The organism is Promicromonospora vindobonensis, from assembly GCF_042685865.1.
GTDB lineage: Bacteria > Actinomycetota > Actinomycetes > Actinomycetales > Cellulomonadaceae > Promicromonospora > Promicromonospora vindobonensis.
In genome coordinates, this window is record NZ_JBHUOG010000001.1 from 571,727 (window position 1) to 588,251 (window position 16,525).

Consider the following 16,525-nt stretch of genomic DNA (forward strand, 5'->3'; position numbering starts at 1 on the left):
GAGGTACCGATCCGAACCGGATCGGTACCTCTGGTCGTCCGTGGAGCGTGCCTCTCGTCGGAGCGGCCGGTCAGGCGCCCGACGCCTCCGGCTCGCTCGCGGCGATCGCCTTCTCCAGCTCGTCCCGCAGCGGACGGACGGCCTTCGTGTCCGGGTGCATCTCCAGGGCTCGCAGGTGCTGCCGGGCCTCGAACACGCGGCCGGCCTCGAGCGCTGCCAGCACCAGGTGCTTGCCGACGACCGGCGAGTGCTCCCGCACGCGCCAGTGGCCAACGCCCAGGCCCAGGGCCTCCACCGGCATCCCCGCGTCGCGCAGGATGGCCAGGCCCTCCGCCAGCGCACGGCCGTCGGGGTCCCGCTCCGCGGCAGTGATGAACCGCCGCACCGCGCCGTCCGGGTCGTCGGCGAGCGACAGGCGGCCCAGCTCGATCAGCGGGTACCAGCCCCGCGGGTGCCCGGCCAGCTCCTCGGCGAGGGACCAGACCGCCAGGTCGGCGTCGTGCTGCTTCGACTCCGGGATCTCGTCGGAGTCCCGCAACGGGTCCTCCAGAGTCGGGTCCTCGGCGGCCCGACGGCGAACGATCTCTGCAAGGGCGCCGAAAGCCTCCTCGTTGTTGGGATCGTCGGTCAGCTGGGCGCGCAGCGCGTCCTCGTGTCCCGCGTCCCCTCGTCGGGGCGCCGACGGCGACGGCCGGCGAGCACCGACCGTGGACGCAGACAGGGGCCGACGGATGAGGCGGCGGAGCCGATGCATCAGGGCCATACCTCGACCCTACAGTTTCCCGCACCGTCGCACTTGAATGACGCTGTCTTGAAAGTCCGTTTGTGGACTCCCCACAACTCGGGCTCGTATGCTGCCGGGGTGCCAGCAACTCGACGGGCCGCGCGAGCGGGTGCCCACAAGACCGACCCGGAGGCCGGGTCGGCAGCCGACCCCGGCGCCGGCCAGGACACCGGTCAGGCAGAGCCCGCGGAGGCCGGAACCGACCCAGCGGGCTTCCCGATGAACCTCCAGCGGGTCCGCGAGGCCAGCGGCCTCCTCACCGCCGCCGCGATGCGCCGGCTGGACGAGGACCTCACCTGGTACCGCGACCTGCCGGCCGAGGACCGCTCGTACGTCGGCCTCGTCGCTCAGGCGGGCATCAACGCCTTCACCTCCTGGTTCACCGACCCCGACCGGCCACCGCACGGCGTCAGCGAGATCTTCGCCGCCGCGCCCACCGAGCTGACCCGCTCCATCTCGCTGCAGCACACGCTGCAGCTCGTGCGCGTGGTGGTCGACGTCGTCGAGACGCACTCCGACCGGATCGCCGCGCCGGGCGGCGAGCGCGACCTGCGCGAGGCCGTCCTGCGCTACTCCCGCGAGGTCGCGTTCTCCGCGGCCGAGGTCTACGCCCGCGCGGCGGAGTGGCGTGGCGCATGGGACGCCCGGCTGGAGGCGCTGGTGGTCGACGCGCTCGTCCGCGGCGACGGCGACGACTCCCTCCGCTCGCGCATCTCGGCGCTCGGCTGGAGCGGCCGCGGGAACGCGCTCGTCGTCGTCGGGCTCGCCACCGAGGAGCTCGACGAGATCCGCACCGCCGAGATCCGCCGGGTCGCCCGGCGCGCGGCCGGCGACGCCCTCGTCGGGATCCACGGCGACCGTCTGGTGCTCGTCCTGGGCGGCGAGGGCGACCTCGTGGCCGCCGCCACCTCGCTCCTCGGCCGCTTCGGCAGCGGCCCGGTCGTGATCGGCACCCAGGTGCCGAGCCTGACCGACGCCGCAAGGTCGGCCCGGTCGGCGCTCGCCGGCCTGACCGCCGCCCCGGCGTGGCCGCAGGCGCCGCGCCCGGTCATGGCCGACGACCTGCTGCCCGAGCGTGTCCTGACCGGCGACTACACGGCCCGCGCCACGCTGATCGCCCAGGCGTTCACCCCCTTGCAGGACGCCGGCGGGGCCGTGCTCGAGACGCTGTCGGCCTACCTCGGCACCGGCCGCTCCCTCGAGGCCGCCGCACGCCATCTGTACGTTCACCCCAACACGGTGCGGTACCGGCTCCGCAAGGTCTCGGAGATCACCGGCTGGGACCCGCTCGATGCCAGGGAGTCGTTCGTGCTGCAGGTGGCGCTGGCGCTCGGCCAGCTCGGCAGGGGCTGACCAGTCCGCACTAACTCTTCGGCGAGGTCAGCGCCTTGTAGGTTCCCCACAAGGCCCCCTGATGAGGTTGGTACAGGTCGCGACGTCCTGGAGGGGCCGCGGGTTGGCAGAGTGGACGCGTGCTCGCCGTCGTCTGCCCTGGACAGGGCTCTCAGACCCCCGGGATGCTCAGCGACTGGCTCGAGCTGCCCGGTACCGACCAACGCCTCGCCGCAGCATCCGAGGCCTCGAAGCTGGACCTGGTGGCGCACGGCACCACCTCGGACGCCGACACGATCCGGGACACGGCGGTCGCCCAGCCGCTGATCGTCACCACCTCCCTGCTCGCGCTCCGTGCGCTGCTGGACGGGCGCCCTGCCGCGGAGGTCGTTGACGTCACCGCAGGCCACTCGGTCGGCGAGCTGTCCGCCGCAGCGGTGGCAGGCGCCCTGTCCGACGACGGCGCGGCCGGCCTGGTCGCACGGCGTGCCCGGGCGATGGCCACGGCGGCAGCCGCTGCGCCGTCGGGCATGAGCGCCGTCGTGGGCGGCGACCCGGACGAGGTCCTGGCCGCGATCGAGGCCGCCGGCCTGTGGCCCGCCAACGTCAACGGCGCCGGCCAGACCGTTGCCGCCGGCGCGCTGGAGGACCTCGCCAAGCTGGCCGAGAACCCGCCCACCCGGGCGCGCGTGATCCCGCTGCAGGTCGCTGGGGCGTTCCACACGCCGTTCATGGACGCGGCCCGTGCCGAGTTCGAGCCCGTAGCCCTCGGCTGGGACGCCACCGACCCGACGCTGCCCTTCCTCGCCGACCTCGACGGGACCGCCTACACCGGCGGCGCCAACGGCCACGGCACCGGGGCGGACGTGCTGGGCAACCTCGCGCGCCAGGTCACGGCACCCGTGCGCTGGGACCTGATCATGTCCGGCCTCGCCGAGCGTGGCGTCACCGGCCTGCTCGAGCTCGCCCCCGGCGGCGTCCTGACGGGCCTCGCCAAGCGCGGCCTCAAGGGCGTGGAGACCGTCGCGGTGAAGTCGCCTGCCGACCTCGACAAGGCCCGCGAGCTGATCGCGGCACACAGCACCGTCCTTTCCAGCGGCACGAGCGCGACCGGAGCAGACCAGTGACTTCCCTCAAGCAGGCCGAGCCCACGCAGTTCTCGCGGATCCTCGCGATCGGCGGGGAGCGCGGCGAGCTCGTCGTGACCAACGACGACATCGCGGGCCCGATCGACTCGTCGGACGAATGGATCCGCCAGCGCACCGGCATCGTCACCCGCCGCCGGGCCGGTGCGGACAAGGACGTGCTCGACCTGGCCGAGGCCGCCGCGAACAAGGCGCTCCACGCGGCCGGGCTCGTCGGGGCCGACATCGACGCGGTCATCCTGTCGACGATCACGCACATGCACATGACGCCGTCGGGCGCGGCGATCCTGGCCGAGCGCATCGGTGCCACCCCTGCCGCCGCCTACGACGTGTCGGCCGCCTGCGCCGGCTACGCGTACGGGATCGGCCAGGCGGACGCCCTGGTCCGTGCCGGCCTCGCCAGGCACGTGCTCGTGATCGGCGCCGAGAAGCTCAGCGAGATCATCGACCCGACCGACCGCTCCATCTCCTTCCTGCTGGGCGACGGCGCCGGCGCGGCGATCGTCGGCCCGTCGGACACACCGGGCATCGGCCCGACAGTCTGGGGGTCGGACGGCGCCAAGGCCACCGCGATCCGCCAGACGCACTCCTGGACCGAGCTGCGCGAGGACCCGTCGCTCGGCTGGCCCACGCTGCGCCAGGACGGCCCGACCGTGTTCAAGTGGGCGGGCTTCCAGATGGCCCCCATCGCGGAGAAGGCGATGGCCGAGGCCGGAGTGACCGCCCAGGACATCCAGGTCTTCATCCCGCACCAGGCCAACATGCGGATCATCGACCAGATGAAGAAGCAGCTCGGTCTGCCGGATACCGTGGTCATAGCGCGCGACATCGCCGAGACCGGCAACACGTCGGCGGCGTCGATCCCCCTGGCCGCAGAGCGCCTCCTGACGGAGGGGCAGGCCAGGTCGGGCGACCTCGCCCTCCAGATCGGGTTCGGCGCGGGCCTCGTCTACGCAGCGCAGGTCGTGGTGCTGCCGTAGCCAGGGTGCGGCGGGCCGTAAGGAAATGGGCCGCCGTGCAATCCGGTCGCGAGATGCGCCAAGATCTGACCAGCAAGACTCCGGTGCCCGACGGCGCCGGTGACCGTTACGAAAGATAAGGAAGTCCCATGGCCAACACGGACCAGGAGATCCTCGAGGGCCTCGCCGAGATCGTCGCCGAGGAGACGGGCCTCGACCAGGCCGACGTCCTGCTCGAGAAGTCCTTCACGGACGACCTCGACATCGACTCCCTGTCGATGATGACCATCGTCACGCACGCCGAGGACAAGTTCGGGGTTCGTATCCCGGACGAGGAGGTCAAGAACCTCGCGACCGTCGGCGACGCAGTGAGCTTCATCAAGAGCGCCCAGGCCTGAGCCGCCCCCGACGGCGGCAGCATGGCCCGGGCCGAGACCCGGGCCCGCGCCGCCGTCGGGCACTCGCTGCCCACAAGGCAGCACCCTTTGCACCTGCCCCCTTCGTCCCACCACCCTCGGGAGCATCATCATGACCTCCGCACGCGAAGTCGTCGTCACCGGCCTCGGCGCCACCACACCCCTCGGCGGGGACGTGGCATCCACGTGGGAGGCCGCCCTCGCAGGCGTATCGGGGGCACGCACCCTCGAGAACGACTGGGCCGAGAAGTACGGGATCCCCGTGACCTTCGCCGCCACCATCAAGGTGAACCCGGCGGAGGTGCTCTCCCGCCCCGAGACCAAGCGCATGGACCCGTCCGCGCAGTACGCCGTCGTGGCGACCCGCGAGGCCTGGGCCGACGCGGGCAGCCCCGAGGTCGACGGTGACCGGCTCGGTGCCGTCGTGTCGTCGGGCATCGGCGGCATCCAGACCATCCTGGACGGCTGGGACACCCTCCGTGAGCGCGGCGCCCGGCGCATGCTGCCGATGACCGTGCCGATGCTCATGCCGAACTCCCCTGCCGCCTACGTGTCGCTCGAGCTGGGCGCCCGCGCCGGCACGCACGCCCAGGTGTCCGCCTGCGCCTCCGGCGCAGAGGCCGTCGGCTACGCCGTGGACATGATCCGTTCCGGCCGGGCCGACGTCGTCGTCGCCGGCGGCACGGAGGCCGCGATCCACCCCATGCCGCTCGGCGCGTTCGCCGCGTCCCGGACCCTCTCGCTGCGCAACGACGACCCGCAGCGCGCGTCGCGACCGTACGACGTCGACCGGGACGGGTTCGTGCTCGGTGAGGGCGCGGCGGTCCTGGTGCTGGAGAGCGCAGAGCACGCGGCGGCCCGCGGCGCGCGCGTCTACGCGAAGGTCAGTGGTGTCGGGCTGTCGTCCGACGCGTACCACATCACCTCGCCCGACCCCGAGGGCACTGGCCAGGTCGCCGCCATGCGCTTCGCGATCCAGGACGCCGGGGTGACGCCTGCCGACATCGTGCACGTCAACGCGCACGCCACCTCCACCAAGGTGGGCGACCTCACCGAGACCGCCTCCATCCGGAAGCTCTTCGGGCCCGACGCCGACCACGTGCAGCTCTCTGCGACGAAGTCGATGACCGGCCACCTCCTGGGCGGCGCAGGCGCCATCGAGTCGCTGTTCGCGGTCAAGGCCGTCTCCGAGCGCCTCGCACCGCCGACGATCAACGTCGACAACCCCGACCCGGAGCTGCAGGTTCCGCTCGTGCGCGACGAGCCGTACAAGCTGCCGGGCGGCGACATCGCCGCGATCAACAACTCGTTCGGCTTCGGCGGGCACAACGTCGCCCTGGTGATCCAGAACCACTGAGCCGACGCCCGCAGGCCCCGTCCGTCCAGCGCTCAGGTCATCGAAGGTGACCTGAGCGTCTGACGTGTGTACCGAGGGCCGGTCCGGCCGAGACCGACCGGATGCCGCCACCCGGGCCTGTCGTGCCCGCGACCCTTCGTTCTGACATGGGAGAATGTCCGCATGGCAATGCGTGAGATCCGTGTGGTTCCCGACCCAGTGCTGCGCACCCCGTGCGACACCGTGACGACGATCGACGACCGCGTCCGCGGCCTGGTCGCCGACCTGGTCGAGACGGTCGACGACGAGGGGCGTGCCGGACTGGCCGCCAACCAGATCGGCGTCTCCCTGCGGGCCTTCTCGTGGAACATCGAGGGCGACATCGGCTACGTGCTCAACCCGCGCATCGTCGAGCTGGGCGAGGAGCTGCAGGACGGCGGCGAGGGCTGCCTGTCCGTCCCCGGGCTCTGGTACCCCACGGTGCGCGCGAACTACGCCCGGGTCGAGGGCATCGACCTGAACGGCGAGCCGGTCACCGTCGAGGGCACCGGGATCATGGCCCGCGCCCTGCAGCACGAGTGCGACCACCTGGACGGCATGGTCTACCTCGACCGCCTCCAGAAGGAGACGCGGATCGCGGCCATGCGGGAGCTCCGCGCGCGCCTGTGAGGACCTGACGGCCGGTTTTCGTACGCACCACCCCTGTGGGATCAATCGCAAGAAAGTCCCAAAGGGCACTAGTGGTGCAGCGGCGTTCTAGGCAAGAATGTGCCACACGAACTCGTCGTACGTGGTGATTCATTCGACGCCTGCGCGCCGTTTCGCCTCGCATCTCGTCGACGAATCGGGCAGGATGTGGTCCGAAGCACCGCTGTGCAGCCGACCACAGCGTCACCGCCCTGGTGAGGACGTAGGGGAAGACGTACCTCGACCCAGGGAGGAAGACATGGCCGGTGTCATCACGCGGGGTGTGCTTTTTGTGCATTCGGCGCCTCGTGCCCTGTGCCCCCACATCGAGTGGGCAGCGGGGAACGTACTTGGCGTGCGCGTATCCATGGACTGGACCCCGCAGCCCGCGGGGCGCGGTCTGTACCGTGCCGAATACTCGTGGCAGGGCCAGCAGGGCACGGGCGCCAAGTTGGCGTCCGCCCTGCGGGGCTGGTCGCACCTGCGGTACGAGGTCACTGAGGACGCGAGCAACGGGGCCGACGGCGCCCGCTGGTCGCACACTCCCGACCTCGGCATCTTCCACGCCATGACCGACGTGCACGGGAACGTGGTGGTGCAGGAGGACCGCGTCCGGGCCGCTCTGGAGCTCGCAGACCCGCGTGCCATGCGCGACGCCCTCGACCTCGCTCTGGGCGCTGCCTGGGACGACGAGCTGGAGCCGTTCCGGTACGCCGGCCTCGGCGCACCGGTGCGCTGGCTGCACCAGGTGGGTTAGCAAGGGTCCGGCAGCGGGAGCCTGGTAGGCGCCCAGCACACCGGTGCCCGAGCGCGACGTCACCCCGGCCAGGCTTAGCCGGACCGGCTCTTCTGGACCGCGCCGAGAATCACTCGGATCCCCAGCCCGACGATGACGAGGTCCAGGAGGACCTGCCCCGACACGAGCAGCCGGACCAGCTCCGCCCGCGGCGCGATGTCCCCGAACCCGACGGTCGCGAACGTGGTGACGGTGAAGTAGAGGGCGTCGGAGCGGGTGAGCGGCTCGCTGAACGTCGCCGGGGTCTGGAAGCTGATCATGAAGTAGGTCGACGCGAACAGGATCAGGAAGAACGGGACGAGCATCGCGAGGGCCTCGATCGCCTGGATGCCCGGGAACCTGGACCGGAGGATCGCCCGGATCTGCCAGTACCCCGTGAGCGTGAGCGCCGTGAGGCCGACGACCAGCACCGAGGCCAGGTGCCGGACCGTGTCCCGGTCGAGGGGCAGCACGTAGTAGAGCGCGATCAGCAGCAGGGAGGTCGCGCCGGCGCGCAGCAGCCCGAGGGCGATGAGCACCCAGCGACGCCGGTTGCCCGCGCCACCGGGTCGAGCTCTCGGGCTGCCGCGCCCGGCGTCGGCGATCTCGCCGTCCGGCTGCGGTACGTGTGCTGGCACGTCGGCCACCTCCCGGCATCTGGAACCCCACTCTGGTCCCAGATGCCGGCGACGGCGACCGCGGCGGTCAGCCCTTGACGCAGAGCACCGTCCGCAGGCGGGCGACGACCTCGACGAGGTCGGACTGCGCGGCGATCACCGCGTCGAGGTCCTTGTACGCGCCGGGGATCTCGTCGAGCACGCCCCGGTCCTTGCGGCACTCGACGCCCTCGGTCTGGGCGGCGAGGTCGTCGACCGTGAACTCCTTCTTGGCCCGGGTGCGGGACATTCGCCGACCAGCGCCGTGCGACGCCGACCAGTACGACGCCGGGTTGCCAAGGCCGCGCACCACGTACGAGCCTGTGCCCATCGAACCCGGGATGAGACCCAGGTCGCCCTGGCCCGCCCTGATCGCGCCCTTGCGGGTCACGATCAGCTCCTCGCCGTCGACCTGCTCCCGCGCCACGTAGTTGTGGTGCACGTTCACGCCCTCGTCGAAGGTGAGCTCACGGCCGCCGTCGGGCATCCCCGCGAACTCGTCCCGGACGGCCTGGACCGTGAGCGCCATCATGACGGCACGCGACCGGGCCGCGTACTCCTGCGCCCACCAGAGGTCGTTGAGGTAGGCGTCCATCTCGGGCGTACCCGACAGGAACACCGCGAGCTCGCGGTCCACGAGGCCCACGTTGTGCTCGAGGCGCTTCGCGATGCCGACGTGGTGCTCGGCGAGCTCCTTGCCGATGTTGCGGGAACCGGAGTGGAGCTGGAGCCAGACCTGGTCGTCCTGGTCGAGGCAGAGCTCCACGAAGTGGTTCCCGCCACCCAGCGACCCGAGCTGCTTGCGTGCCCGCGTCTCGAGCTGCCGGACCTTCGGGTCCAGCGTCTCGAACCGGTCCCAGAACCTCTGCTCGCCACGCAGGCGCTCCTGCCCACCGGACCCCTTGACGGGTCGCAGACGACGCAGGTCCACGGGCTCTGCGTGCGCATGGAACCCGACCGGGATCGCGGCCTCGATCCGCGCCCGCAGGCGGGAGAGGTCGTCGGGCAGGTCGGCAGCGGTGAGCGAGGTGCGGACGCCGATCATGCCGCAGCCGATGTCGACACCCACGGCGTTCGGCGACACGGCGTCGCGCATGGCGATGACCGAACCGACAGTGGCCCCCTTGCCGAGGTGAACGTCGGGCATCACGCGTACGCCCGCGACCCACGGCAGGGCAGAGATGTTCCGCAGCTGGTTCAGCGCGGCGTGGTCGACGTCGTGCTCGTGCGCCCACATGAGGGTCTGCGCCCGGGCACCCGACAGGGCGACCGGGAAGGCCGAGGACATAGGAGTGCTCCAGTTCTTCGAGGGGATGGCTCGCAGAATCTATGGCCGACGCCGAGCGGGCGCCAGGAGATTTCGGCACCGTCGCCGTCCCACGGACGCGTGGAGAGACCTGCATTCCCGGCACGACGCAGTAAGATCCTCCCGCGGCCTGGTGCCGCAGGCCCCGTTAGCTCAGCTGGTCAGAGCAGGAGACTCATAATCTCTCGGTCACAGGTTCAAGTCCTGTACGGGGCACCGTGTGACGTCCGGGACATCGGAACGGCTGGACATCGAGATGGCTCGAACCCACGGATCGAGGGTTCGAGCCATCGTCGTGTCCGAGTCCGTGACCCGGTCCGGTAGCGAGTGAGAGGGATGTGGGTAGCGTCCGAATTGCGGGGGCAAGCCGCGAGGCACCGTTGCCGAGCGGCTTCGTGATCTGCTCGGAGGAGGACGCCGGAGATGGACATCGCAGAAGATTACGACTGGCCGGGGATCCTGGGGACGATCATCATCGTCCTGCTGATCCTCGTCGTCACGTGGATCGTCGCCCGGTTGGTCAGGTGGGCGGTCGCCAAGCTCGTGTCGCGGATCGGGTTCCTGCAGCGTCAAGGCGCTGACGGTCGAGACGTCGGCACCTCGATCGGGCAGATAGCGGCCCTGCTGATCTGGCTCTTCGGCCTGATCGCGGTGCTGCAGGTGCTGCAGCTCGAACAGGTGCTGGGCCCGCTCCAGGGCATGCTCGAGACGATCCTCGAATACCTGCCGAACATCATCGGTGCGGCGGTCGTGTTCTTCATCGGCTACCTCATCGCCAAGATCGTCAAACAGATCATCGTGGCGGCACTCGGCACGGTCAACTTCGCACGTGTCCTCGGCAGGGCCAGGTCAGCGGCCGCCCGGGAGACGGGTACCGAGCCCGCCACGACCGGCGAGACCTACGACCCGACCGGTGGGTCCTACGGCCCGGCGACCGGCCGGACCACCGCGGTCGACACCGATGTCGAGGCCCGCGAGACGAACGCCCGTATCGCCTCGGTCCTCGGGAACCTCGCGTTCGCCCTGATCATCATCGTCGTGGCCATCGCGGCGCTGCAGGTCCTCGGCATCTCGGCGATCTCCGACCCGGCCACGGACATGCTCTCCCTGATCCTCGGGGCCATCCCTGCGATCATCGCGGCGTTGATCGTCCTGGGTATCGGCTACCTCATCGCGAGGTTCGCCGCCGACCTCCTGGAGAGCACGCTGCGGGGCGTCGGCACCGACCGGGCGATCCAGAACGCCGGGATCACGACCGGCGGCACCAGCCCGTCGACGATCATCGCGAAGGTCGCCCAGGTGGCGATCATCGTGTTCTTCGCGATCATGGCCGCGCAGCTGCTGGGCTTCGCGACGGTCACCGACCTCCTCGACGAGGTGCTGGCGCTCGCCGGCCGTGTGCTGTTCGGCGGCGCGATCATCGCCATCGGCTTCTTCATGGCCAACCTCGTCCGGCGTGCGATCGGCGAGGGCACCGTCGGCACGATCTTCCGGTACGCGACGATCATCCTGTTCCTGGCGATCGGCCTCCAGTACATGGGCCTCGCCGACTCGATCATCAACCTCGCGTTCGGCTCGATCGTCGTGGGTGCCGCCCTGGCCGCCGCCCTGGCCTACGGGCTGGGTGGCCGTGACGTCGCGCACCGGTCGCTGGAGCGGCTGGAGCGCAAGATGGAGACCTCGCCGTCGGCCTCGCCCCCGAGGACGCCCCCGACGCCGCCTCCCCCGACGACGCCGCCCGCGCCGCCACAGACCGGTCCGACCTACTGAGGCACGTCCGCGAAGGAGTACGGGGGCCACGGCCCGAGGTACCGGATCCGGGCGGCGGGCTGTTCGTCCCGGATCGCCGCCAGCTCCTGTCCGACGGCTCCGCTCTCCTCCCGCGTGACGAGAAGGGAGAAGCTCAGCACGGGGACGACGCCGGGCTCGGCACGGGCCCCGCGGTTCTCCGTCAGCTCCTGGGACACCCCTGCGAGCCGACGGCGGTACCCCTGGTACAGGTCGTCGGCGAGGGCCCCGGCCACGTCGCGCTCGATCCGGTCCAGCCGCTTGCGCAGGAGCCGCTGGACGCCCGGTGGCCGTGCCTCCAGCTCCGCGCGGACGGCCTCGGCGTCGGGGTCGCCTCGCGCGGCCTCCTGCTGGTCGAGCCCGATCTCCACCCGGAGCTCGACGCGGCCGTCGACCCGGTCGAGCCGTGCCAGGAGCTCCTCGGCGTGCCTCGTGAGCCAGCTCTCGAGGCGGCTCTGCGCGGACTCGTCCTCGGTGCCTGCGACGATCACGTTGAACGTCATCGGCAGGAGCGTGCTGCCACCCTGCCAGAGGCGGTCGACCGCGTCACTGTGCTCCACGACCCGGCGCCGGACGTCGTCGTCGCTGCCCGTCAGCGGGCCGTCGTCATGGTGGTGGACCACGGCGGACAGCCCGTCGACCGTGACGACGCGCAGCGGTGCGTCGTCGATGCCGGTGCCCGGGTCGGCCGGCGCGCCCCGCACGACGGCGTAGACGTACAGTCCGCCGGGGCCGGTCACGGGTCCTCCGCCCGGGCGTCGTCGGACCAGCGGGCGGGGTTGACGACCCTGTCGATCAGCTCGTCGACCGTATCGTCGAGCCCGCGCCGCAGGTCGGCCACGGAGGTGGTCAAGCCGTGTTCGTCCTTGATCGCCTCCAGCGCCTCGTCGAGGTCCAGCAGCGCCTCGCCGAGCCGTTCCTGCTCCTCCTCGGTGAGGTCGCCGCTCTCGAGGCGACGCACTGCCTGGCCCTCGAGCGCTTCCTGGACCACCTCGACGAGCGTCACCACGAGCGTCAGGACGCCGTTCTTGAGGCTGCTCTCGTCGACTCGCAGCGTCATGTCGATCCTCCTGTCCGTGACGGGGTGCGGGGACCGGCGAGGTGCGACAGGGCGGTCGCCCACCGTGCCGTGTCCGCGGTGGCGAGACGCACGGCTGTCGCGTCGTCCCGCACGACGATCAGCTGGCGGCCCACGGGCGTCCGGCCCTGGACCAGGTCGACCGACCGGATCCGGTCCGGCCCCAGCCGGACCGCCGGCCGGACGTCGCGGACCCCCTTCCAGGTCAGGCCGGTGCCGGGGTCGAGCGTCCCGGTCCCCCCTCGCCACACCGAGCCGCCGGCGAGGTCCTCCAGGTACCAGACCCGGGCCTCCAACGGCTCCCGCCGGCGCGCGGGTACCGGCGCACCGCAGGCTGGTGCGTGCGCGCGCACCGCGGCGACGAGCCGCTCGGGTGCCGCGGCCGAGAGCAGCGTCGTCCCGGTGGGCGTGGTCAGGGCCACGCGGGTACGGTCCGGTCCCCCGGCGCTCCGCTCGGTCCGCGTGCCGACGTCGGTGACCTCGTCGAGCGGCGTGTGCCAGAGCAGCTCGCGCGGCTCGGCCCGCCAGACCATGAGCCTGCGGGTGGTGAGGTAGACGGTGCCCGGGCGCCACGTCGCGTACGGCTCTTCCTGATGGTGCCCGCCGGCCATGCGGGCGACGACGTCCTCGTCGTCGGCGAGCGGGACCCGGCGCGAGAGCGATCCGCGGACCCACTCGCGGGTCCGTTCGTCCCAGGCCTGCATCATGCCGTGCTCGAGCATCGTCTCGATGCCACCGACCATGGCCCGCAGGCTCACCCCGATCAGCGGGATGTCCGCGACGGTCACGATGAGGTCGAGATCGAGGTAGACGCCCTTGTCGAGCAGCACGTCCACGAGGTCGGGCAGGGTGACGCGCAGGTCCCGGGTCGGCTCCATGGGATCAGCCGTCACGGTCGTCGTCCTCCTCCGGCGGCGGTGCACCCTGGGCCGGCTCCAGCCCCTGGGCCGAGGCCGCGCGGAGCGCCTGGGCGCTCTGCCATCCGCACCACGGGCAGTACTCCTCGAGCAGCTGGGCCGCCGGGGAGCTCTTGCCGCAGCTCGGGCAGGTCTCCTTCCGGTCGAGTGCCTGCCGCCAGGCCACCGTGTCCCGGTCCGTGCCCGCCGGGAACTCCAGACCGTAGCGCGCGGCGGTGTCGAACGAGGCGAGAGCGGCCCGGATACGGATACCGAGCAGCTCGACGCCGCCGACCGACACCATGATGTCGGCGTTGAGCACCAGCCCTTTGTCCAGGACCGTCTCGATCACGTTGTCCAGCGTGCCCTCGCGCGAACGTCGCGGTTCGAGGGCGTCGCCGGGGCCGCTACGGGCGGTCATCGTGTCGCCCCCTCACGCATCAGACGTCTGCCCTGCCGCGGACGTACCGCCGTCCGCGGTGGTAGCCGAGCAGCTCACCGTCGGCAGCCAGCCGCACCTGGTACTCGGCCATGATGTCGGAGGTGCTCGGGATGTGCGCATCCTCGAGGACCTCGAGGATGACCTTCCACGTGTCGTCGTCCCGCTCGACGCCGACCACGCCCTCCACGGTGCCCTGGGTGAGCCCGGTGAACTCCTCCAGGGCCGTGCGCAGCGCCGCGCGGGCGTCGATCGTCCTCGTCCCCTCGCGCTGCTGCGACGTCCGGCCCTGGTCCTGATCGAGGTCCTCCTGCTCCTGGTCCTGCTCCTCGGGCTCGGCCTCTGCCTGGTTCATGGTCAGCCTCCTTCCCGACGACGGCGGTTCGCCTCGATGAGCCTGGCGACGAGGGCTTCCTCCAGCGCGTCGGCCTCTTCGTCGTCGATCGAGCCGTTCTCCCGGGCCTCGGCCACGTCCTCCAGCTGCCGGCGGATGGTGTCGGCGTCGTAGTACTCGCGCTCAGCCTCGTCGCGCACCTGCTCGGCGATCCAGACGACGCCCCGCACCGGTGCCAGCGGCAGCGAGACCAAGGCACTGAAGAGGCCCACGTTCAGACCTCCTCGACGAAGTCGTAGGGCGCCTGCGGGCCGACGAGGCGGAGGGTGATGCGCCCCACCACCCCCGCGGCCACGTCCTCGAGGGCGTCCTCGAAGCGAGCCACGGCATCACGCCGGACGAGGACAGCCGCATCCAGCACGACGTCGACCTGCGTCACCTCACGGTGCCGGAGCTCCTCGACGAGCGGAACGACCGCCCGTTCGAGGAGGTCGGCGTCCGCCGCCCGCTTGCGTTCGAACCCGGCGACGACCAGCTCGCCCAGCCGGACCCGTGCGTCGTGCGTGACCACCTCGGGTCGGCCACGGGTCAGCTCCCTGAGCTGCCGGATCTCCGGATCCTCCCGAACGAGCTCGGCGATGACGGTGTCCTGGACGTAGCGGGCGGTCAGGCTGAGCTGGACGACGTCTGCCAGCCTGCGCAGGTTGTCGACGTAGGCCTGCTGGCGCTCGGCGGGGAGTGCCGATCCGATGCCGTCGAGGTCGTCCGTGGTCGTACCGAACTGGATCGGCAGCACCGGCCCCCTGCCCGCCATCGTGTCGACGACGGCCGCGTGTGCCCGGACCTCGGCGGGACGGCCGACGACCGCCCCATCGTCGAGGTGCGACACGAGGGCGGTGACCTGCGCGAGGCGTTCGCCGCGCACGGGTTCGTCCTGGACCCCGATCAGGTCCTCGGGGACGTGCTCGTCGAGCTGCACCAGCCCGTAGAGGTAGAGACCGGGCCCGGCGAGCTGGTCGCGGTCATCGCTCACGCCTGCTCCTCGTCGCCGTACGCCGGCGAGGCCGCTCCGGTGGTTCCCTCCGTGCGGTCCGCCGGTTCTCCTCCTTGCCGTGAGCCTCGTCCCTGTCCTCGTCGTTCTCGTCCTCGGACCTGGACCTGGAGCCCGACCCGGACTTCGACCTGTCGTCGTCCGAGCCGACCAGCGCCTCCTTCGCGCCCTGGAGCATCCCCTTCGTCTTCCCGCTGCTGCCGCCCTCGCTGATGTCCTCCACGAGCTCCGGCAGGTCTCGCCCGCCGGTCTGCTCCAGGTCCAGACGGTTGGTGGCCTCCGCGAAACGGAGGTACGTGTCGACGCTCGCGACCACGATGCGGGCGTCGATGGTGACCACCTCGATGCCGACGAGCGAGACGCGGACGAAGACGTCGATGACAAGGCCCTTGTCGAGGATGATGTCGATGACGTCGGCCAACGACGAGGACGTAGGGCGATCGACATACCCACGGGAGCGGGTGGTGGTGACGTCTGTCATGCTGCCTCCTTGGTGGGCCCCCTGCTCCGTTGCTTACCGAGCGCGGCTCGGAGCCTCCTGTGGCACCTCCTCTTCCTCCGACTCGTCGTCGTACGGTTCGCTGTCCTGGTCCTCCTCGCTGTCCTGGTCCTCCGCCTGCGCGGACTCCTCCTCCTCGAGCACCTCGTCATGGGTACGCACGACGTCGGCGTCCTGGATCTCCGCCCGGTAGCCCTCGAGATCGCCGGGATCGAGCACGACGTCGGTCATGACGTACCTGACGAAGTGCTTCAGCTCCAGGCGCAGGCGCCGGTTCACGGCCCGCCAGATGTTCGCCGTCTTCTCCATGAACCCGATGGGGTGGTACTCGACCGCCAGGACGATCCGGGTCAGCTCCTCGCCGAGAGGATGGAACGTCACGACGCCGTTGAGGTACCCCTTCGGGCCTGTCGAGTCCCACACGACCCGCCGGCCCGGGACCTGGTCGACGATGGTCGCGTCCCACTGGCGGTGCGACCAGAACACCTGGCCCTTGAACGAGACCTTTCCCTCGTCCGGGTCGAGCTCGGCGTGCTCCACCTTCTTCATGAAATCGGGCCAGCGGTCGTACTCGGTCCACGCGTCGTAGACGACGTCGACCGGGGCGCCGACGTCGATCGCCTCGACGATGTTGTTGAACTTGAAGTCGCCGCCGCCCCGGCCCCCGCCCCCGCCGCCGAGCGCTTCCTTGACCTTGTCCGTGACCTTGTCCGTCACGCCGGACGCGGACTCCTTGACGCCGGTGAAGGCCTGCTTGATGCCGGTCGCGGCTCCTGCGAGACCCGCTCTGAGGGGCGAGCCGTTGTCGACCATCTCCTCGGCGCCCTTGCCCGCGGCCGCGGCGGCGGGAGAAGGTCTTCCCTCCGCGTAGTCGGTGAGGCGCTGCGTCAGGCCGCCTGCTTTCTCGGCCACCTTGTCGACCGCACGACCGCCGAGGGCCTGGGCGAGACCGCCCAGAGAGCCCTTGAGCGTCGAGGTGGCCGGGCTGAGTCCAGGGGCCTCAGCCGGTGGTGCCGGAGTCTTGCTGCTCATTGCACTCTCCTC

General features: G+C 71.2%; 20 protein-coding genes and 1 tRNA gene. 9 read left to right on the forward strand and 12 right to left on the reverse strand.

Translation table 11 applies throughout. The annotated features are described in order from the left end of the window. Positions 1-70: 70 nt before the first annotated feature. Complete coding sequence (locus ACFS27_RS02635; protein WP_377180054.1) at positions 71-763, reverse strand: hypothetical protein; 693 nt, start codon at positions 761-763, stop codon at positions 71-73. 99 nt (positions 764-862) lie between these two features. Here ACFS27_RS02635 and ACFS27_RS02640 point away from each other — a divergent pair, with 99 nt between their 5' ends. The 7 genes from ACFS27_RS02640 to ACFS27_RS02670 all read left to right on the forward strand — a co-directional run bounded on the left by ACFS27_RS02640 (position 863) and on the right by ACFS27_RS02670 (position 7,416). Beyond that, entirely contained in the window at positions 863-2,137 is a 1,275-nt protein-coding gene (locus ACFS27_RS02640) for a PucR family transcriptional regulator (RefSeq protein WP_377180056.1), read from the forward strand. A 119-nt stretch (positions 2,138-2,256) separates the two neighbouring features. Continuing rightward, a complete protein-coding gene (locus ACFS27_RS02645) occupies positions 2,257-3,243 on the forward strand; it encodes an ACP S-malonyltransferase (RefSeq protein ID WP_377180058.1) in 987 nt (328 codons plus the stop codon). After that, positions 3,240-4,241 (forward strand): beta-ketoacyl-ACP synthase III, encoded by a 1,002-nt coding sequence (locus tag ACFS27_RS02650; RefSeq protein WP_377180060.1) that lies wholly within the window; start codon positions 3,240-3,242, stop codon positions 4,239-4,241. The genes ACFS27_RS02645 and ACFS27_RS02650 overlap by 4 nt, the downstream gene beginning before the upstream one ends. 128 nt (positions 4,242-4,369) lie before the next feature. Beyond that, positions 4,370-4,618: an acyl carrier protein gene (locus ACFS27_RS02655; protein WP_357465474.1), complete on the forward strand. Its 249-nt coding sequence runs from the start codon at positions 4,370-4,372 to the stop codon at positions 4,616-4,618. 130 nt (positions 4,619-4,748) lie between these two features. Beyond that, positions 4,749-5,993 carry a beta-ketoacyl-ACP synthase II gene (gene fabF / locus ACFS27_RS02660; protein ID WP_377180063.1) on the forward strand — a complete coding sequence of 415 codons (1,245 nt, stop codon included), beginning with the start codon at positions 4,749-4,751 and terminating at the stop codon, positions 5,991-5,993. 162 nt (positions 5,994-6,155) lie between these two features. Beyond that, positions 6,156-6,641 (forward strand): peptide deformylase, encoded by a 486-nt coding sequence (def, locus tag ACFS27_RS02665; protein ID WP_377180065.1) that lies wholly within the window; start codon positions 6,156-6,158, stop codon positions 6,639-6,641. Between the two features lie 277 nt (positions 6,642-6,918). Continuing rightward, positions 6,919-7,416 carry a DUF3145 domain-containing protein gene (locus ACFS27_RS02670; protein WP_377180067.1) on the forward strand — a complete coding sequence of 166 codons (498 nt, stop codon included), beginning with the start codon at positions 6,919-6,921 and terminating at the stop codon, positions 7,414-7,416. A gap of 74 nt (positions 7,417-7,490) precedes the next feature. Here ACFS27_RS02670 and ACFS27_RS02675 read toward each other — a convergent pair whose 3' ends face one another. Both ACFS27_RS02675 and ACFS27_RS02680 read right to left on the reverse strand, forming a co-directional pair. Beyond that, on the reverse strand, positions 7,491-8,072 hold the full coding sequence (locus ACFS27_RS02675; protein WP_377180069.1) for a potassium channel family protein: 582 nt from the start codon (positions 8,070-8,072) through the stop codon (positions 7,491-7,493). 67 nt (positions 8,073-8,139) lie between these two features. After that, on the reverse strand, positions 8,140-9,378 hold the full coding sequence (locus ACFS27_RS02680) for an RtcB family protein (RefSeq protein ID WP_377180071.1): 1,239 nt from the start codon (positions 9,376-9,378) through the stop codon (positions 8,140-8,142). Between the two features lie 160 nt (positions 9,379-9,538). Here ACFS27_RS02680 and ACFS27_RS02685 point away from each other — a divergent pair. Both ACFS27_RS02685 and ACFS27_RS02690 read left to right on the forward strand, forming a co-directional pair. Further along, positions 9,539-9,612 (forward strand) — tRNA-Ile (locus tag ACFS27_RS02685). Positions 9,613-9,819: 207 nt separating this feature from the next. Beyond that, positions 9,820-11,166: a mechanosensitive ion channel gene (locus ACFS27_RS02690; protein WP_377180073.1), complete on the forward strand. Its 1,347-nt coding sequence runs from the start codon at positions 9,820-9,822 to the stop codon at positions 11,164-11,166. On the opposite strand, the gene ACFS27_RS02695 is transcribed toward ACFS27_RS02690, so the two are convergent. From ACFS27_RS02695 to ACFS27_RS02735, 9 genes are read right to left on the reverse strand one after another with little or no spacing between them, the layout of a single operon-like run. Next, positions 11,160-11,924: a GvpL/GvpF family gas vesicle protein gene (locus ACFS27_RS02695; protein WP_377180075.1), complete on the reverse strand. Its 765-nt coding sequence runs from the start codon at positions 11,922-11,924 to the stop codon at positions 11,160-11,162. The genes ACFS27_RS02690 and ACFS27_RS02695 overlap by 7 nt on opposite strands. Continuing rightward, complete coding sequence (gene gvpK / locus ACFS27_RS02700) at positions 11,921-12,244, reverse strand: gas vesicle protein GvpK (protein WP_377180077.1); 324 nt, start codon at positions 12,242-12,244, stop codon at positions 11,921-11,923. Before gvpK ends, ACFS27_RS02695 begins: the two co-directional genes overlap by 4 nt. Beyond that, entirely contained in the window at positions 12,241-13,155 is a 915-nt protein-coding gene (locus ACFS27_RS02705) for a gas vesicle protein (protein ID WP_377180079.1), read from the reverse strand. The genes gvpK and ACFS27_RS02705 overlap by 4 nt, the downstream gene beginning before the upstream one ends. Then, entirely contained in the window at positions 13,145-13,579 is a 435-nt protein-coding gene (locus ACFS27_RS02710; protein ID WP_377180081.1) for a gas vesicle protein, read from the reverse strand. The genes ACFS27_RS02705 and ACFS27_RS02710 overlap by 11 nt, the downstream gene beginning before the upstream one ends. Before the next feature lie 19 nt (positions 13,580-13,598). Further along, complete coding sequence (gene gvpO, locus ACFS27_RS02715) at positions 13,599-13,952, reverse strand: gas vesicle protein GvpO (protein WP_377180083.1); 354 nt, start codon at positions 13,950-13,952, stop codon at positions 13,599-13,601. Positions 13,953-13,954: 2 nt separating this feature from the next. Next, positions 13,955-14,203: a gas vesicle protein GvpG gene (locus ACFS27_RS02720; RefSeq protein ID WP_377180085.1), complete on the reverse strand. Its 249-nt coding sequence runs from the start codon at positions 14,201-14,203 to the stop codon at positions 13,955-13,957. Positions 14,204-14,205: 2 nt separating this feature from the next. After that, on the reverse strand, positions 14,206-14,964 hold the full coding sequence (locus ACFS27_RS02725) for a GvpL/GvpF family gas vesicle protein (RefSeq protein ID WP_377180087.1): 759 nt from the start codon (positions 14,962-14,964) through the stop codon (positions 14,206-14,208). Then, the gene (gvpJ, locus tag ACFS27_RS29740; RefSeq protein ID WP_449301505.1) at positions 14,954-15,463 is read right to left on the reverse strand and encodes a gas vesicle protein GvpJ; all 510 of its coding nucleotides are present in this window, start codon (positions 15,461-15,463) and stop codon (positions 14,954-14,956) included. The genes ACFS27_RS02725 and gvpJ overlap by 11 nt, the downstream gene beginning before the upstream one ends. Before the next feature lie 33 nt (positions 15,464-15,496). Further along, the gene (locus tag ACFS27_RS02735) at positions 15,497-16,513 is read right to left on the reverse strand and encodes an SRPBCC family protein (protein WP_377180089.1); all 1,017 of its coding nucleotides are present in this window, start codon (positions 16,511-16,513) and stop codon (positions 15,497-15,499) included. Between the last annotated feature and the right edge of the window lie 12 nt (positions 16,514-16,525).